A 16,028-nucleotide genomic window follows, 5' to 3' on the forward strand; every position below is an offset into this window, starting at 1 on the left:
GCCCATGGGAGCACTGATGAGCGTCGAACCCGAGGCCCCCGAGCCGCGGTGGGCGGTCCCGCCCGTGGGCGGCTGGACCGCCGATGACCTGGACACACTCCCGAATCTGCCTCCGCACACGGAGCTGATCGACGGGAGCCTGGTTTTCGTGAGTCCGCAGACCCTTTTCCATTCGCGGGCGGTCGACTTCTTCAATTGGCAGTTGCAGTCGCTGGCTCCGCGGGACCTTGAAGTCGTGCGGGAATTCACCATCGACGTCGACTTCCAGAACCGGCCCGAACCCGATGTGGTCGTCGTCCGCGCGGAAGCGGTCGAGAGTCTGCGGCAGACGCGGTTCCCCGCGAGCAGCGTGCTGCTCGCGATCGAGGTCGTGTCCGACGAGTCCGTCACCCGGGACCGGGAGACCAAGCCCGTGAAGTACGCGCGGGCGAGGATCCCGCACTACTGGCGGGTGGAGAACCAGGACGGCCGCGCGGTCGTCTACGTGTTCGAGCTGGAGCCGGCCACCGGGGCGTACACCTCCACCGGGATCTTCCACGACCGGATGAAGGTCTCCGCGCCCTTCCCCCTCGATCTCGACCTCACCGCGATCGTCTCGCGGCGCCGGGCGGCGGACCCGCAGTAGCCCCGCCGCACCCCGGCACCCCGCTCACTCGTACTCCGGCGGCTCCTCGTCCCAGCCGAACTCCGGATCGGCGTCCGGACCGGACTCCCGGACCGGGGCCGGGGTGGGCTCAGGCGCGGTGGTCCGAGCCGGGGCAGGCGATGCTTCCGCGGCCGGGGCGGGCGCGGTGTCCCTGTCCGGAGCAGGCGCTGCTTCCGCGGCCGGGGCGGGTCCGGCGGGCTGTGCCGCGCCCGGGTCGCCCGGCAGCTCCGCCAGCACCTCCAGCACGCCCTCGCCGTACGTCGCCAGCTTCTTCTCGCCCAGTCCGCTGATCCCGCCCAGCTCGCCGAGCGAGGCCGGGCGCAGCGCGGCGATCTCCCGCAGCGTCGCGTCGTGGAAGATCACGTACGCCGGGAGGCCGAGCTCCTTGGCCTGGGCGCCGCGCCAGGCGCGCAGGGCCTCGAAGACCGGGACGGCCGACTCCGGGAGGTCGGCGACCGCGGCCGCCTTGCCCTTGCCGCCCTTCGACGCGGATCGGGCCGACGTGACCTTCTTGGGCTCCTTGCGCAGCAGCACCTCGCGCTCCCGGCCGAGCACCGAACCGCTCTCCTCGGTCAGCACGAGCGTGCCGTACTCGCCCTCGACCGCGATCAGGCCCTGGGCCAGGAGCTGCCGGACCACGCCCCGCCATTCCGCCTCGGCCAGCTCCTCGCCGATGCCGAACACCGAGAGCTGGTCGTGGTCGAACTGGATGACCTTCGCCGTCTTGCGGCCCAGCAGGATGTCGATGATCTGGCCCGCGCCGAACTTCTGTCCGCGCTCCCGCTTCAGACGTACCACCGTGGACAGCAGCTTCTGGGAGACCACCGTGCCGTCCCAGGTCTCCGGCGGGGCCAGGCAGGTGTCGCAGTTGCCGCAGGAGGCCGTGCTGGGCTCCTGGCCGAAGTACTTCAGGAGCTGGGCCCGGCGGCACTGCACGGTCTCGCACAGCGCGAGCATCGAGTCCAGGTGCGAGGCGGCCCGGCGGCGGAACGCCTCGTCACCCTCGCCGCCCTGGATGAGCTTGCGCTGCTGGACGACGTCCTGGAGCCCGTAGGCCATCCAGGCCGTGGACGGGGCGCCGTCCCGGCCGGCCCGGCCGGTCTCCTGGTAGTAGCCCTCGACGGACTTCGGCAGGTCGAGGTGGGCGACGAAGCGCACGTCGGGCTTGTCGATGCCCATGCCGAAGGCGATCGTCGCGACGACGACCAGGCCCTCCTCGCGCAGGAAGCGGGACTGGTGGACCGCGCGGGTGCCCGCGTCCAGACCCGCGTGGTACGGGACGGCCTCGATGCCGTTGCGGCAGAGGTACTCGGCGGTCTTCTCGGTGGAGTTGCGCGAGAGGCAGTAGACGATGCCCGCGTCCCCGGCGTGCTCCTCCTTGAGGAAGGACAGCAGCTGCTTCTTCGGATCGGCCTTGGGCACGATCCGGTACTGGATGTTGGGCCGGTCGAAGCCGGCGACGAAGTGCTTGGCGTCGGGCATGCCCAGGCGCTGGGTGATCTCCTGGTGCGTGGCCTCGGTCGCCGTCGCCGTCAGTGCGATGCGGGGGACGTCGGGCCAGCGCTCGCCCAGCACGGACAGAGCCAGGTAGTCGGGCCGGAAGTCGTGGCCCCACTGGGCCACGCAGTGTGCCTCGTCGATGGCGAAGACGGAGATCCTGCCGCGGGAGAGCAGCCCGAGGGTGGAGTCCAGCCGGAGCCGCTCCGGGGCCAGGTAGAGCAGGTCGAGCTCACCGGCGAGGAACTGCGCCTCCATGGAGCGCCGCTCGTCGAAGTCCTGTGTGGAGTTGACGAATCCGGCCCGCACGCCCAGCGCGCGCAGGGCATCCACCTGGTCCTGCATCAGCGCGATCAGCGGCGAGATGACGATGCCCGTACCGGACCTGACCAGGGACGGGATCTGGTAGCAGAGCGACTTGCCGCCGCCGGTGGGCATGAGTACGACGGCGTCCCCGCCCGCGACCACGTGGTCGACGACGGCTTCCTGCTCCCCGCGGAACGTCTCGTACCCGAAGACCCGGTGCAGCGTCTGCCGCGCATCGCTCTCGGTCGCATCCATGGTCACGTCCGTCACGCCCGTCCCGCCCATTGCTCTGTCCCCCGGTGTCTGTCCTGTTCCGTTCCGCACTCCCCTGCCACGATAGGCGCCACGTACGACAACGCCGGACGGGCTTGACTTCCAAGCCCGTCCGGCGCCGTCGCAGCGGTGGTACGCCTGTGCCCTACCTCACGAAGACTCCCGCCTGGCTCGCCAGGTCGAGGAAGTACTGCGGGGCCAGACCCAGCACCAGGGTGACCGCGACACCGACCGCGATCGTGGTCATCGTCAGCGGGGACGGGACGGCGACCGTGGGGCCGTCCGCCTTGGGCTCACTGAAGAACATCAGCACGATGACCCGGATGTAGAAGAACGCGGCGATCGCCGAGGAGATCACACCGACGACGACCAGTCCGCCCGCACCGCCGTCGGCCGCGGCCTTGAACACCGCGAACTTCCCGGAGAAGCCCGAGGTGAGCGGGATGCCGGCGAAGGCCAGCAGGAACACCGCGAAGACCGCGGCGACCAGCGGCGAGCGCCGGCCGAGCCCGGCCCACTTCGACAGGTGCGTCGCCTCGCCGCCCGCGTCGCGCACCAGGGTGACGACGGCGAAGGCGCCGACCGTCACGAAGGAGTACGTGCCCAGGTAGAAGAGGACCGAGGAGACGCCCTCGGGCGTGGCGGCGATGACACCGGCGAGAATGAAGCCGGCGTGCGCGATCGAGGAGTAGGCCAGCAGCCGCTTGATGTCGGTCTGGGTGATGGCGACGATGGCGCCGCCCAGCATCGTCAGGATCGCGACACCCCACATGACCGGGCGCAGGTCCCAGGTCAGGCCGGGCAGCACCACGTACAGCAGGCGCAGCAGGGCGCCGAAGGCGGCGACCTTCGTGGCCGCGGCCATGAAGCCGGTGACCGGGGTCGGGGCGCCCTGGTAGACGTCCGGGGTCCACATGTGGAACGGGACGGCGCCGACCTTGAAGAGCAGGCCGGTCAGGATCATCGCGCCGCCGATGAGCAGCAGCGCGTCGTTGCCCATGGTGTCGGCGAGCGCCGGGTCGATCTGCTGGATCGAACCGTCGACGACCGTGGCGATCTTGGCGTACGAGACGGAGCCCGCGTAGCCGTAGAGCAGGGCGATCCCGAAGAGCAGGAACGCCGAGGAGAAGGCGCCGAGCAGGAAGTACTTCACCGCGGCCTCCTGCGACATCAGCCGCTTGCGACGGGCGACGGCGCACAGGAGGTAGAGCGGGAGGGAGAAGACCTCAAGCGCCACGAAGAGCGTCAGCAGGTCGTTGGCCGCGGGGAAGACCAGCATGCCCGCCACCGAGAAGAGGATCAGCGGGAAGACCTCGGTGGTGGTGAACCCGGCCTTGACGGCGGCCTTCTCGCTGTCGCTGCCGGGGACCGACGCGGCCTGCGCGGCGAACGAGTCGATGCGGTTGCCGTGGGACGCGGGGTCGAGCCTGCGCTCGGCGAAGGTGAAGACGGCGACCAGCGACGTCAGCAGGATGGTGCCCTGCAGGAACAGGGCGGGCCCGTCGACGGCGACGGCCCCCATCGCGGCGATGTGCGCCTTTGTCGTACCGTATCCGCCGGCCGCCAGGACGATCACCGAGGCGAACGCGGCGACCAGGGCGGCGACCGTGAGGAAGACCTGCGTGTAGTAGCGGGCCCGGCGCGGCACGAAGGCCTCGACGAGCACGCCCAGGACGGCGACGCCGATCACGATCAGGACCGGGGTCAGCTGGGCGTACTCGATGACCGGTGCCTTGAACTTCTCGGGGGCGGCCGACGTCACCCCGCCCGCCGTTGTCCACAGGCTGTGGACAGCTGTTGCGCTCACTTGGCGGCCTCCACCTCGGGCTGGGGGTCCTTCTTCTGTACGTCCGACATGGTGTGCTGCACCGCCGGGTTGACGATGTCCGTCAGCGGCTTCGGGTAGACGCCCAGGAAGATCAGCAGTGCGATCAGCGGGACGACCACCACCAGCTCACGGACCCTGAGGTCCGCCATGCCCTGGACCTCGGCCTTGACCGGTCCCGTCATCGTCCGCTGGTAGAGGACCAGGACGTAGATCGCGGCGAGCACGATGCCGGTGGTGGCGATGATGCCGATCACCGGATATGCGGAGAACACGCCGACCAGGACCAGGAATTCACTGACGAACGGGGCGAGCCCCGGCAGCGACAGGGTGGCCAGGCCGCCGATCAGGAAGGTGCCCGCCAGGATCGGGGCCACCTTCTGCACTCCGCCGTAGTCCGCGATGAGCCGCGAGCCGCGCCGCGTGATCAGGAAGCCCGCCACCAGCATCAGCGCGGCTGTCGAGATGCCGTGGTTGATCATGTAGAGCGTCGCGCCCGACTGGCCCTGGCTCGTCATCGCGAAGATGCCGAGGACGATGAAGCCGAAGTGCGAGATCGACGCGTAGGCGATCAGCCGCTTGATGTCGCGCTGGCCGACGGCGAGCAGCGCCCCGTACACGATGCTGATCAGTGCCAGGACCAGGATCACCGGCGTGGCCCACTTGCTGGCCTCCGGGAAGAGCTGGAGGCAGAAGCGCAGCATCGCGAAGGTGCCGACCTTGTCGACGACCGCGGTGAGCAGCACGGCGACCGGGGAGGTCGCCTCTCCCATGGCGTTGGGCAGCCAGGTGTGCAGCGGCCACAGCGGGGCCTTCACCGCGAAGGCGAAGAAGAACCCGAGGAAGAGCCAGCGCTCGGTGCTGGTCGCCATGGAGAACGAGCCGTTGGCGCGGGCCTCGGCGATCTCGGAGAGCGAGAACGTCCCCGCGACCGAGTAGAGCCCGATCACCGCGGCCAGCATGATGAGGCCGCCGACCAGGTTGTAGAGGAGGAACTTCACCGCGGCGTACGAGCGTTGCGCCGCCGCGTTCTCGTCCCCGCCACCCGCCGCGGCGGCGGCCGCGGAGGAGGTGGCCCGGTCGCCGAAGCCGCCGATGAGGAAGTACATCGGGATGAGCATGGCTTCGAACAGGATGTAGAAGACGAAGACGTCGGTGGCCTCGAAGGAGAGGATCACCATCGCCTCGGTCATCAGCATCAGGGCGAAGAAGCCCTGGGTGGGGCGCCAGCGGCGGCTCTGGTTCTCCAGCGGGTCGGCGTCGTGCCAGCCCGCCAGGATGATGAAGGGCATGAGCAGGGCGGTGAGCGCCATGAGCGCCACGCCGATGCCGTCCACCCCCAGCTCGTACCGCACGCCGAAGTCCTTGATCCAGGCGTGCGATTCGGTGAGCTGGAAGCGGCTGCCGCCCGGTTCGAAGCGGGCGAGCACGACGCCCGCCAGGACGAGGGTGGCCAGCGAGAAGAGCAGCGCCAGCCACTTGGCGAACGTGCGTCGCGCGGCCGGGACGGCGGCGGTGGCGACCGCGCCGATCGCCGGGAGCGCCGCCGTCGCTGTCAGGAGGGGAAAGGACATGTGATCAGACCGCCCTCATCAGCAGGGTCGCGGCGATGAGAACCGCCGTACCGCCGAACATCGAGACCGCGTAGGAGCGGGCGTAGCCGTTCTGCAGTTTGCGCAGCCGGCCGGAGAGCCCGCCCATGGAGGCGGCCGTGCCGTTGACGACGCCGTCGACCAGGGTGTGGTCGACGTAGACCAGAGAGCGGGTGAGGTGCTCGCCGCCTCGGACCAGGACCACGTGGTTGAAGTCGTCCTGGAGGAGATCGCGGCGGGCCGCCCGGGTGAGCAGCGAGCCGCGCGGGGCGACCGCGGGCACCGGCTTGCGCCCGTACATCGCCCAGGCGATGCCGACACCGATGACGAGCACCACCATGGTGGCGGCGGTGACGGTGGTCGCGCTCACCGGGGAGTCTCCGTGGCTGTGGCCGGTGACGGGCTCCAGCCAGTGCAGGAAGCGGTCGCCGATGGAGAAGAAGCCGCCGGCGAAGACCGAACCGAACGCGAGGACGATCATGGGGATGGTCATCGACTTCGGGGACTCGTGCGGATGCGGCTCATGGCCTTCCGCGTCCGGCTGCCAGCGCTTCTCACCGAAGAACGTCAGCAGCATCACGCGCGTCATGTAGAACGCGGTGATCGCGGCGCCCAGCAGCGTGACCGCGCCGAGGATCCAGCCCTCGGTGCCGCCCTTGGCGAAGGCCGCCTCGATGATCTTGTCCTTGGAGAAGAAGCCGGACAGTCCGGGGAAGCCGATGATCGCGAGGTAGCCGAGCCCGAAGGTGACGAAGGTGACCGGCATGTACTTCCGCAGGCCGCCGAACCTCCTCATGTCGACCTCGTCGTTCATGCCGTGCATGACCGAACCGGCGCCGAGGAAGAGCCCGGCCTTGAAGAAGCCGTGCGTGACCAGGTGCATGATCGCGAAGACGTAGCCGATCGGGCCGAGCCCGGCGGCCAGGATCATGTAGCCGATCTGCGACATCGTCGACCCGGCGAGGGCCTTCTTGATGTCGTCCTTCGCGCAACCGACGATCGCCCCGAAGATCAGCGTGACCGCACCGACGACCACCACGACCAGCTGTGCGTCCGGGGCGGCGTTGAAGATCGCGCCGGACCGAACGATGAGGTAGACGCCCGCGGTGACCATGGTGGCGGCGTGGATAAGGGCCGAGACCGGGGTCGGGCCCTCCATCGCGTCACCCAGCCAGGACTGCAGCGGCACCTGGGCGGACTTGCCGCACGCGGCGAGCAGCAGCATCAGGCCGATCGCCGTCAGCTTGCCCTCGCTCGTGTCACCGGTCGCCTCCAGGACGGGGCCGAAGGCGAAGGTGCCGAAGGTGGTGAACATCAGCATGATCGCGATCGACAGGCCCATGTCGCCGACCCGGTTGACCAGGAACGCCTTCTTGGCCGCGGTGGCCGCGCTGGGCTTGTGCTGCCAGAAGCCGATGAGCAGGTAGGACGCCAGACCGACGCCCTCCCACCCGACGTACAGCAGCAGGTAGTTGTCGGCGATGACCAGGATCAGCATCGCCGCGAGGAACAGGTTCAGATAGCCGAAGAAACGGCGCCGGCGCTCGTCGTGCTCCATGTAGCCGATCGAGTAGATGTGGATCAGCGTGCCCACACCGGTGATCAGCAGAACGAAGGTCATCGACAGCTGGTCGAGCTGGAAGGCCACATCGGCCTGGAAGCCCTCGACCGGAATCCAGCTGAACAGGTACTGGTGCAGCGAACGGTCCTCGGCACTCTTCCCCAGCATGTCGAGGAAGAGCACGACACCGATGACGAACGAGGCGGCGGCGAACAGGGTGCCGAGCCAGTGGCCCACGCGATCCAGCCGCCGGCCGCCGCAGAGCAGCACCGCCGCTCCGAGCAGGGGCGCCGCTACGAGCAGCGCAATCAGGTTCTCTGCGTTCATTGGGTCCAGCGCCCCTCTACAGCTTCATCAGGCTGGCGTCGTCGACCGAGGCCGAGTGGCGGGAACGGAACAGCGACACGATGATCGCGAGCCCGACCACGACCTCCGCGGCGGCGACGACCATCGTGAAGAAGGCGATGACCTGGCCGTCGAGGTTGCCGTGCATGCGGGAGAAGGTCACGAACGCGAGGTTGCAGGCGTTGAGCATCAGCTCCACGCACATGAACACCACGATCGCGTTCCGCCTGATCAGCACCCCGGACGCGCCGATGGTGAACAACAGAGCGGCGAGATAGAGGTAGTTGACCGGATTCACTTGGCGACCTCCTCTTCTTCGGCGTTGTCCCGGCCGAGCCGCTCACCGGAGCGCTGCTCCAGTGCCTTGAGGCCGGCCAGCGACTCGTTGGACACATCGCGCATCTGGCCGCGCTTGCGCAGCGTCTGCATCACGGTGAGTTCGGACGGTGTTCCGTCGGGGAGCAGTCCGGCGATGTCCACGGCGTTGTGCCGGGCGTAGACACCGGGGGCGGGCAGCGGCGGCAGGTGGCTGCTGCGTACGCGGTCCTCGGACATCTCCCGCTGGGTCTTGGCCCGTTCGGTGCGCTCGCGGTGGGTGAGCACCATCGCGCCGACGGTCGCGGTGATCAGCAGCGCGCCGGTGATCTCGAAGGCGAAGACGTACTTCGTGAAGATGAGGCTGGCGAGCCCCTCCACGTTTCCGCCGTGCTCGGCGTTGGCGGTGCCGAGACCGCTGAAGCTGTGCAGCGAGGCGTTGCCGATGCCGGCGATCATGAGGATGCCGAAGCCGAGCCCACAGGCGAGGGCCAGCCAGCGCTGGCCCTTGAGGGTCTCCTTCAGCGAGTCCGCCGCCGTGACACCGACGAGCATGACCACGAAGAGGAACAGCATCATGATCGCGCCGGTGTAGACGATGATCTGGACGACGCCGAGGAAGTAGGCGCCGTTGGCGAGGTAGAAGACCGCCAGGATGATCATGGTCCCGGCGAGGCTCAGCGCACTGTGCACCGCCTTCTTCATGAGTACGGTCGACAGCGCGCCGAGCACGGCGACGGTGCCGAGCACCCAGAACTGGAAGGCCTCGCCGGTCGAGGTCTGGGAGGCCGCAGCGGCCAGGCCGGTCATGCGTCCACCTCCTGCTCCGAGCCGTTGTTCTCATGGGCGTCGCCGGCCGGCTTCTCGCCCTTGGAGACGGCGACCTGGCGTTCCGTACCGGGGGCGGCCTCGGTGACCAGGCCCCGGTAGTAGTCCTGGTCGTCCGTGCCGGGGAAGATCGCGTGCGGGCTCTCGACCATGCCTTCCTCCAGGCCCGCGAGCAGCTCGTCCTTGGTGTAGATGAGGCTCTCGCGGGTGGTGTTGGCGAGCTCGAACTCGTTGGTCATCGTCAGCGCCCGGGTCGGGCAGGCCTCGATGCACAGTCCGCACAGGATGCAGCGCGCGTAGTTGATCTGGTAGACGCGGCCGTAGCGCTCCCCCGGGGAGTAGCGCTCCTCCTCGGTGTTGTCCGCACCCTCGACGTAGATCGCGTCCGCCGGACAGGCCCAGGCGCACAGCTCGCAGCCGATGCACTTCTCCAGGCCGTCCGGATGGCGGTTGAGCTGGTGCCGGCCGTGGAAGCGCGGCGCCGTCACCTTCGGCGTCTCCGGGTACTGCTCGGTCAGCCGCTTCTTGAACATGGCCTTGAAGGTCACGCCGAAGCCGGCCACCGGATTCTGGAACTTGTCCTCCGAGGACTGCGGGGACTGCGCGGACCCGCCGGCCCCCGAGGTCCCCGAGGCCGCGGTCGACCCCGTCGGCCCGGCAGTCTTCGGCGGCCTCTTGGGCCCCGGCGACTCAGACAGTTCAGACATGGTCGGCCTCCTTTCCGTCACTCGGACTTCCATCACTCTGAGTATCCGCGCCGCCACTGGCAACGAGCTCCCGCTCACGGCGCGGCCTGCGCCGCGGCACGGGCGGCAGGGTCTGTCCTGGCAGTGGTGGCACCGGGAATCCGCCCGCCATCGGGTCGAACGCCGGCTCCGGTTCCGCGTCCGCCGCGGCCGCCCGGCCCTTCTTGTCGCGGAAGATGTCCACGACGAAGGAGATCAGCAGGACCGCGATCACGGCCCCGGCCACGTAGAGCAGGATCTTCGAGTAGTCGTAGCCCTCGTTGCGCAGCGCCCGCACCGTGGCGACCAGCATCAGCCAGACCACGGAGACCGGGATCAGGACCTTCCACCCCAGCTTCATCAGCTGGTCGTAGCGGACCCGGGGCAGCGTGCCGCGCAGCCAGATGAAGAAGAACAGCAGCAGCTGGACCTTGATGACGAACCAGAGCATCGGCCACCAGCCGTGGTTCGCGCCCTCCCAGAAGGTGCTGATCGGCCACGGAGCCCGCCAGCCGCCCAGGAACAGGGTGATGGAGACCGCGGAGACGGTGACCATGTTGACGTACTCGGCGAGCATGAACATCGCGAACTTGATCGACGAGTACTCGGTGTTGAAGCCGCCGACCAGGTCGCCCTCGGACTCCGGCATGTCGAACGGGGCGCGGTTGGTCTCACCGACCATCGTGACGATGTAGATGATGAAGGAGACCGGCAGCAGGATGATGAACCAGCGGTCCTGCTGCGCCTCCACGATCTTCGAGGTCGACATCGACCCGGAGTAGAGGAACACCGAGGCGAACGCCGCGCCCATCGCGATCTCGTAGCTGATCATCTGTGCGCACGAGCGCAGTCCGCCGAGCAGCGGGTACGTCGATCCGGAGGACCAGCCCGCCAGCACGATGCCGTAGATCCCGACCGAGGCGACCGCGAGGACGTAGAGCATCGCGATCGGCAGGTCGGTGAGCTGCATCGCCGTACGGTGCCCGAAGATCGAGACCTCGTTGCCGGACGGGCCGAACGGGATCACCGCGATCGCCATGAACGCCGGCACGGCGGCGACGATCGGGGCGAGGACGTAGACGAACTTGTCCGCCCGCTTGACGATGAGGTCTTCCTTCAGCATCAGCTTGATGCCGTCGGCGAGCGACTGGAGCATGCCCCAGGGGCCGTGCCGGTTGGGGCCGATGCGCAGCTGCATCCAGGCGACGACCTTGCGCTCCCACACGATGGAGAAGAGCACGGTCACCATCAGGAACGCGAAGCAGAAGACGGCCTTGATGACGACGAGCCACCAGGGGTCGGTGCCGAACATCGACAGGTCCTCGGCGGCGAGCACGCCGCCGTGCGGGGCCGCGGCCAGTTGAGCGAAGGCAGTCACGCTCGTACCTCCGGTGTGACGTCGGGAGTGCCCGGTGCGGCGGGGCCGATCCGGACCAGACCGCCGGGCTGGGCGCCGGTGCCGGCCGGTACGCCCCGTCCGACGGAGTTCAGCGGCACCCAGACCACCCGGTCCGGCATGTCGGTGACCTGCAGCGGGAGTTCGACGCTGCCCGCCGGGCCGGTGACGGCCAGCAGGTCGCCGTCCTTGACGCCGGTCTCGGCGGCGGTGACGGCGGAGAGCCGGGCGACCGCGGCGTGCCGGGTCCCGGCCAGCGCCGTGTCGCCCTCCTGGAGCCGGCCCTGGTCGAGCAGCAGCCGGTGGCCCGCGAGAACCGCCTCGCCGTCGCCGGGCCTGGGCAGCGGCTGGGCCGACTCGCGCGGGTCGTCCGCGTGCGTGCCCTGCCAGCCGCCCAGCCGGTCCAGCTCCCGGCGTACGGACTTCAGGTCCGGCAGCGCGAAGTGGACGTCGAGCGCGTCGGCGAGCATGTGCAGCACCCGGGCGTCACCCGGTGCGAGCGTCCGCGTCATGTGCTCCGGCTTCAGCGCGGCCTCGAACATCCGCGCCCGGCCCTCCCAGTTGAGGAAGGTGCCGGACTTCTCGGCGACCGCCGCGACCGGGAACACCACATCGGCCCGGTCGGTGACCTCGCTGGGGCGCAGCTCCAGCGAGACCAGGAAACCGACCCGGTCCAGGGCCTCCAGGGCCCGCTGCGGATCGGGCAGGTCCGTGGTCTCGACCCCGGCGACGAGCAGCGCGCCCAGTTCGCCGGTGGCCGCGGCCTCGATGATCTGGCCGGTGTCGCGGCCGAAGCGGGAGGGAAGTGCGGCGACGCCCCACAGGGCCGCCACCTCGTCCCTGGCTCCCGGGTCGGTGGACGGGCGGCCGCCGGGCAGCAGCGACGGGAGTGCGCCCGCCTCCACCGCACCGCGCTCGCCGGCCCGGCGCGGGATCCACACCAGGGTGGCGCCGGTGGCGGTCGCGGCCCGTACCGCGGCGGTCGGGCCGCCCGGCACACCGGCCAGCCGCTCACCCACCACGATCAGGGCGCCCGCACCGCGCAGCGCCTCGGCCGCCGCGGCACCGTCGCCGTCCAGGCCGACTCCGCCCGCGATCGCGTCCAGCCACTCGGTCTCGGTGCCCGGGGCGGCGGGCAGCAGCGTGCCGCCCGCCTTCGTGAGGCCTCGGGTGGCGTGCGAGGCGACCGCGAAGGTGCGCTGGCCGTGCTTGCGGTGCGCCTTGCGCAGCCGCAGGAAGACGCCGGGCGCCTCCTCCTCGGACTCGAAGCCGACCAGCAGCACGGCCGGGGCCTTCTCCAGCGAGGTGTAGGTGACACCCGCGCCGTCCAGGTCCCGGCCGCGGCCGGCCACCCGGGCGGCCAGGAAGTCGGCCTCCTCGCTGCTGTGCACCCGGGCCCGGAAGTCGATGTCGTTGGTGTCCAGGGCGATCCGGGCGAACTTGCTGTAGGCGTACGCGTCCTCGACGGTCAGCCGGCCGCCCGTGAGGACTCCGGCCCGGCCGCGTGCGGCGGACAGTCCGGCGGCGGCCGCCGCCAGCGCCTCGGGCCAGCTCGCCGGTTCCAGCTCGCCGGCCTCGTTGCGCACCAGCGGAGTGGTGAGCCGGTCACGCTGCTGCGCGTAGCGGAAGCCGAAGCGGCCCTTGTCGCAGAGCCACTCCTCGTTGACCTCGGGGTCGTTGGAGGCGAGCCGCCGCATGACCTTGCCGCGCCGGTGGTCGGTACGGGTGGCGCAGCCGCCCGCACAGTGCTCGCACACCGAGGGCGAGGACACCAGGTCGAAGGGGCGGGAGCGGAACCGGTACGCCGCCGAGGTCAGCGCCCCGACGGGGCAGATCTGGATGGTGTTGCCGGAGAAGTACGACTCGAACGGGTCGCCCTCGCCGGTGCCGACCTGCTGGAGCGCGCCGCGCTCGATCAGCTCGATCATCGGGTCGCCCGCCACCTGGTTGGAGAACCGGGTGCAGCGTGCGCAGAGCACGCACCGCTCACGGTCCAGCAGCACCTGGGTGGAGATCGGGACGGGCTTCTCGAACGTCCGCTTCTTCCCGTCGAAGCGGGAGGTCGCGTCGCCGTGCGACATCGCCTGGTTCTGCAGCGGGCACTCGCCGCCCTTGTCGCAGACCGGGCAGTCCAGCGGGTGGTTGATGAGCAGCAGCTCCATCACGCCGCGCTGCGCCTTGTCGGCGACCGGCGAGGTGACCTGCGACTTGACGACCATGCCGTCGGTGCAGGTGATGGTGCAGGACGCCATCGGCTTGCGCTGGCCCTCGACCTCGACGATGCACTGGCGGCAGGCGCCGGCCGGGTCGAGGAGCGGGTGGTCGCAGAAGCGCGGGATCTCGATGCCGAGCAGTTCGGCGGCCCGGATGACCAGGGTGCCCTTGGGCACGCTGATCTCGATGCCGTCGATGGTCAGCGTGACCAGGTCCTCGGGCGGGAGAGCCGCCTCGCCGCCCCCGGAGGGCGCACTCGTGGTGACTGTCATGCGTTCACCCCCTGGGATGCGTTCTTGTCGTCGGCCCAGACGGTCGACCTGGCGGGATCGAAGGGACAGCCCTTGCCGGTGATGTGCTGCTCGTACTCCTCGCGGAAGTACTTCAGCGAGGAGAAGATCGGCGAGGCGGCGCCGTCGCCGAGGGCGCAGAACGACTTGCCGTTGATGTTGTCGGCGATGTCGTTCAGCTTGTCCAGGTCGGACATCTGGCCCTTGCCGGCCTCGATGTCGCGGAGCAACTGGACCAGCCAGTACGTACCTTCACGGCATGGCGTGCACTTGCCGCAGGACTCGTGGGCGTAGAACTCGGTCCAGCGGGTGACGGCACGCACGACGCAGGTCGTCTCGTCGAAGCACTGGAGTGCCTTGGTGCCGAGCATGGAACCGGCGGCGCCGACGCCCTCGTAGTCGAGGGGCACGTCGAGGTGCTCGTCGGTGAACATCGGGGTGGAGGAGCCGCCCGGGGTCCAGAACTTGAGCTGGTGGCCGGGGCGCATGCCGCCGCTGATGTCGAGGAGCTGGCGCAGCGTGACGCCGAGCGGGGCCTCGTACTGGCCGGGGCCGGCGACGTGTCCGCTGAGCGAGTAGAGCGTGAAGCCCGGGGACTTCTCGCTGCCCATGGACTTGAACCAGTCCTTGCCCTTGTTCAGGATCGCGGGAACGGACGCGATGGACTCCACGTTGTTCACCACAGTGGGGCAGGCGTACAGACCGGCGACCGCGGGGAAGGGCGGCCGCAGCCGGGGCTGGCCGCGCCGTCCTTCGAGCGAGTCGAGCAGTGCGGTCTCCTCACCGCAGATGTACGCGCCGGCGCCCGCGTGCACGGTGAGTTCCAGATCGAGTCCGGATCCCATGACGTTCGTGCCGAGGTAGCCCGCCTCGTACGCCTCGCGCACGGCCTCGTGCAACCGCCGCAGTACGGGGACGACTTCGCCGCGCAGGTAGATGAAGGCGTGCGAGGAGCGGATCGCGTAGCAGGCGATCACGATGCCTTCGATGAGGCTGTGCGGGTTGGCGAAGAGGAGCGGGATGTCCTTGCAGGTCCCGGGCTCCGACTCGTCGGCGTTGACCACCAGGTAGTGCGGCTTGCCGTCACCCTGCGGGATGAACTGCCACTTCATCCCGGTGGGGAAGCCGGCGCCGCCGCGGCCGCGCAGACCGGAGTCCTTGACGTAGGCGATGAGGTCGTCCGGGGACATGGTGAGGGCCTTGCGCAGCCCCTCGTACCCCTCGTGCCGGCGGTAGGTCTCCAGGGTCCAGGATTCGGGCTGGTCCCAGAAGGCGGACAGGACCGGTGCCAGAAGCTTCTCGGGACTGGTCCCGTTCTTGTCGATTTCGGCGGCCAACGTCATCACTCCCCCTCCTCGGCGGCGGGACCGGCCGGGTGGTCCGGGTCGGATGCCGAGGTCTGCTGTGGTGCGTCATGGGAGCTGAGGTGCTCGGCGCCCTTCTGCGGTTCGTCACGGGGCGCTTCACCGCGCGGCGCTTCGCCGCCCGGGGTCTCGCCGCGCGGCGAGACCACCCGCGGCTGCGGTGCGGCCTCGCCCTTGGCCAGCTTCAGGCCGATCAGGGAGGCGGGTCCGGCGCCGCCGGAGGCCCCGACCGCGCCGGGGCGCTCGTCGGGGAAACCGGCCAGGATCCGGGCGGTGTCCTTGTACGAGCACAGCGGGGCGCCGCGGGTCGGCTCGACGGTGCGGCCGGCGATCAGGTCGTCGACGAGCTGTGTCGCGCTCTGGGGGTCTGGTTGTCGAAGAACTCCCAGTTGACCATCACGACGGGCGCGAAGTCGCAGGCGGCGTTGCACTCGATGTGTTCGAGGGTGACCTTGCCGTCCTCGGTCGTCTCGTCGTTGCCGACGCCGAGGTGCTCCTTGAGCCGGTCGAAGATCTCGTCGCCGCCCATCACCGCACAGAGCGTGTTGGTGCAGACGCCGACCTGGTATTCGCCGCCCGGCCTGCGCCGGTACATCGTGTAGAAGGTGGCGACCGCGGTGACCTCGGCGGTGGTGAGGCCGAGCAGTTCGGCGCAGAACGCCATGCCCGTACGGGAGACGTGCCCCTCCTCGGACTGCACGAGGTGCAGCAGCGGCAGCAGCGCGGAGCGGCTGCCGGGGTAGCGGGCGATCACCTCCTTCGCATCCGCTTCGAGCCTGGCGCGCACCTCGGCCGGGTAGGCGGGGGCGGGGAGCTGCGGCATCCCCAGACTGACTTCCTGACGTGCTTCG

At 69.8% G+C, this 16,028-nt stretch carries 11 protein-coding genes and 1 pseudogene; 1 reads left to right on the forward strand and 11 read right to left on the reverse strand.

All coding sequences use genetic code 11. The features are described from left to right. Positions 1-16: 16 nt before the first annotated feature. Positions 17-625 carry a Uma2 family endonuclease gene (locus tag LNW71_RS12145; protein WP_250968249.1) on the forward strand — a complete coding sequence of 203 codons (609 nt, stop codon included), beginning with the start codon at positions 17-19 and terminating at the stop codon, positions 623-625. 24 nt (positions 626-649) lie between these two features. On the opposite strand, the gene recQ is transcribed toward LNW71_RS12145, so the two are convergent. The 11 genes and pseudogenes from recQ to nuoE all read right to left on the reverse strand — a co-directional run bounded on the left by recQ (position 650) and on the right by nuoE (position 16,000). Beyond that, the gene (gene recQ, locus LNW71_RS12150; protein WP_250968250.1) at positions 650-2,704 is read right to left on the reverse strand and encodes a DNA helicase RecQ; all 2,055 of its coding nucleotides are present in this window, start codon (positions 2,702-2,704) and stop codon (positions 650-652) included. Between the two features lie 163 nt (positions 2,705-2,867). After that, entirely contained in the window at positions 2,868-4,529 is a 1,662-nt protein-coding gene (gene nuoN / locus LNW71_RS12155) for an NADH-quinone oxidoreductase subunit NuoN (RefSeq protein WP_250968251.1), read from the reverse strand. After that, the gene (locus LNW71_RS12160; RefSeq protein WP_250968252.1) at positions 4,526-6,121 is read right to left on the reverse strand and encodes an NADH-quinone oxidoreductase subunit M; all 1,596 of its coding nucleotides are present in this window, start codon (positions 6,119-6,121) and stop codon (positions 4,526-4,528) included. The genes nuoN and LNW71_RS12160 overlap by 4 nt, the downstream gene beginning before the upstream one ends. Positions 6,122-6,125: 4 nt before the next feature. Further along, on the reverse strand, positions 6,126-8,027 hold the full coding sequence (gene nuoL / locus LNW71_RS12165; RefSeq protein ID WP_250968253.1) for an NADH-quinone oxidoreductase subunit L: 1,902 nt from the start codon (positions 8,025-8,027) through the stop codon (positions 6,126-6,128). A 16-nt stretch (positions 8,028-8,043) separates the two neighbouring features. Next, on the reverse strand, positions 8,044-8,343 hold the full coding sequence (gene nuoK, locus LNW71_RS12170) for an NADH-quinone oxidoreductase subunit NuoK (protein WP_250968254.1): 300 nt from the start codon (positions 8,341-8,343) through the stop codon (positions 8,044-8,046). Next, positions 8,340-9,170 (reverse strand): NADH-quinone oxidoreductase subunit J, encoded by an 831-nt coding sequence (locus LNW71_RS12175; RefSeq protein ID WP_250968255.1) that lies wholly within the window; start codon positions 9,168-9,170, stop codon positions 8,340-8,342. The genes nuoK and LNW71_RS12175 overlap by 4 nt, the downstream gene beginning before the upstream one ends. Next, a complete protein-coding gene (nuoI, locus tag LNW71_RS12180) occupies positions 9,167-9,895 on the reverse strand; it encodes an NADH-quinone oxidoreductase subunit NuoI (protein WP_250968256.1) in 729 nt (242 codons plus the stop codon). Before nuoI ends, LNW71_RS12175 begins: the two co-directional genes overlap by 4 nt. Further along, on the reverse strand, positions 9,888-11,291 hold the full coding sequence (gene nuoH / locus LNW71_RS12185) for an NADH-quinone oxidoreductase subunit NuoH (protein WP_250968257.1): 1,404 nt from the start codon (positions 11,289-11,291) through the stop codon (positions 9,888-9,890). Before nuoH ends, nuoI begins: the two co-directional genes overlap by 8 nt. After that, positions 11,288-13,795 carry an NADH-quinone oxidoreductase subunit G gene (locus LNW71_RS12190; protein ID WP_250968258.1) on the reverse strand — a complete coding sequence of 836 codons (2,508 nt, stop codon included), beginning with the start codon at positions 13,793-13,795 and terminating at the stop codon, positions 11,288-11,290. The genes nuoH and LNW71_RS12190 overlap by 4 nt, the downstream gene beginning before the upstream one ends. Then, positions 13,792-15,159, reverse strand: a complete 1,368-nt coding sequence (nuoF, locus tag LNW71_RS12195) for an NADH-quinone oxidoreductase subunit NuoF (RefSeq protein WP_250968259.1) — start codon at positions 15,157-15,159, stop codon at positions 13,792-13,794. Before nuoF ends, LNW71_RS12190 begins: the two co-directional genes overlap by 4 nt. Continuing rightward, positions 15,156-16,000 (reverse strand): annotated as a pseudogene (gene nuoE, locus LNW71_RS12200) (NADH-quinone oxidoreductase subunit NuoE). The gene nuoF and the pseudogene nuoE overlap by 4 nt, the downstream one beginning before the upstream one ends. Positions 16,001-16,028 lie beyond the last annotated feature (28 nt).

Origin of the sequence: Streptomyces sp. RKAG290, from assembly GCF_023701695.1 — a bacterium.
In the GTDB taxonomy this organism is placed as follows: Bacteria; Actinomycetota; Actinomycetes; order Streptomycetales; family Streptomycetaceae; genus Streptomyces.

Bases quoted from the DNA above. Each gene is read 5' to 3' on its own strand.
- LNW71_RS12160 (WP_250968252.1), bottom strand. From the start codon at position 6,121: ATGTCCTTTCCCCTCCTGACAGCGACGGCGGCGCTCCCGGCGATCGGC.
- LNW71_RS12145 (WP_250968249.1), top strand. From the start codon at position 17: ATGAGCGTCGAACCCGAGGCCCCCGAGCCGCGGTGGGCGGTCCCGCCC.
- LNW71_RS12175 (WP_250968255.1), bottom strand. From the start codon at position 9,170: ATGACCGGCCTGGCCGCTGCGGCCTCCCAGACCTCGACCGGCGAGGCC.
- nuoI (WP_250968256.1), bottom strand. From the start codon at position 9,895: ATGTCTGAACTGTCTGAGTCGCCGGGGCCCAAGAGGCCGCCGAAGACT.
- nuoL (WP_250968253.1), bottom strand. From the start codon at position 8,027: ATGAACGCAGAGAACCTGATTGCGCTGCTCGTAGCGGCGCCCCTGCTC.
- LNW71_RS12190 (WP_250968258.1), bottom strand. From the start codon at position 13,795: ATGACAGTCACCACGAGTGCGCCCTCCGGGGGCGGCGAGGCGGCTCTC.
- recQ (WP_250968250.1), bottom strand. From the start codon at position 2,704: ATGGATGCGACCGAGAGCGATGCGCGGCAGACGCTGCACCGGGTCTTC.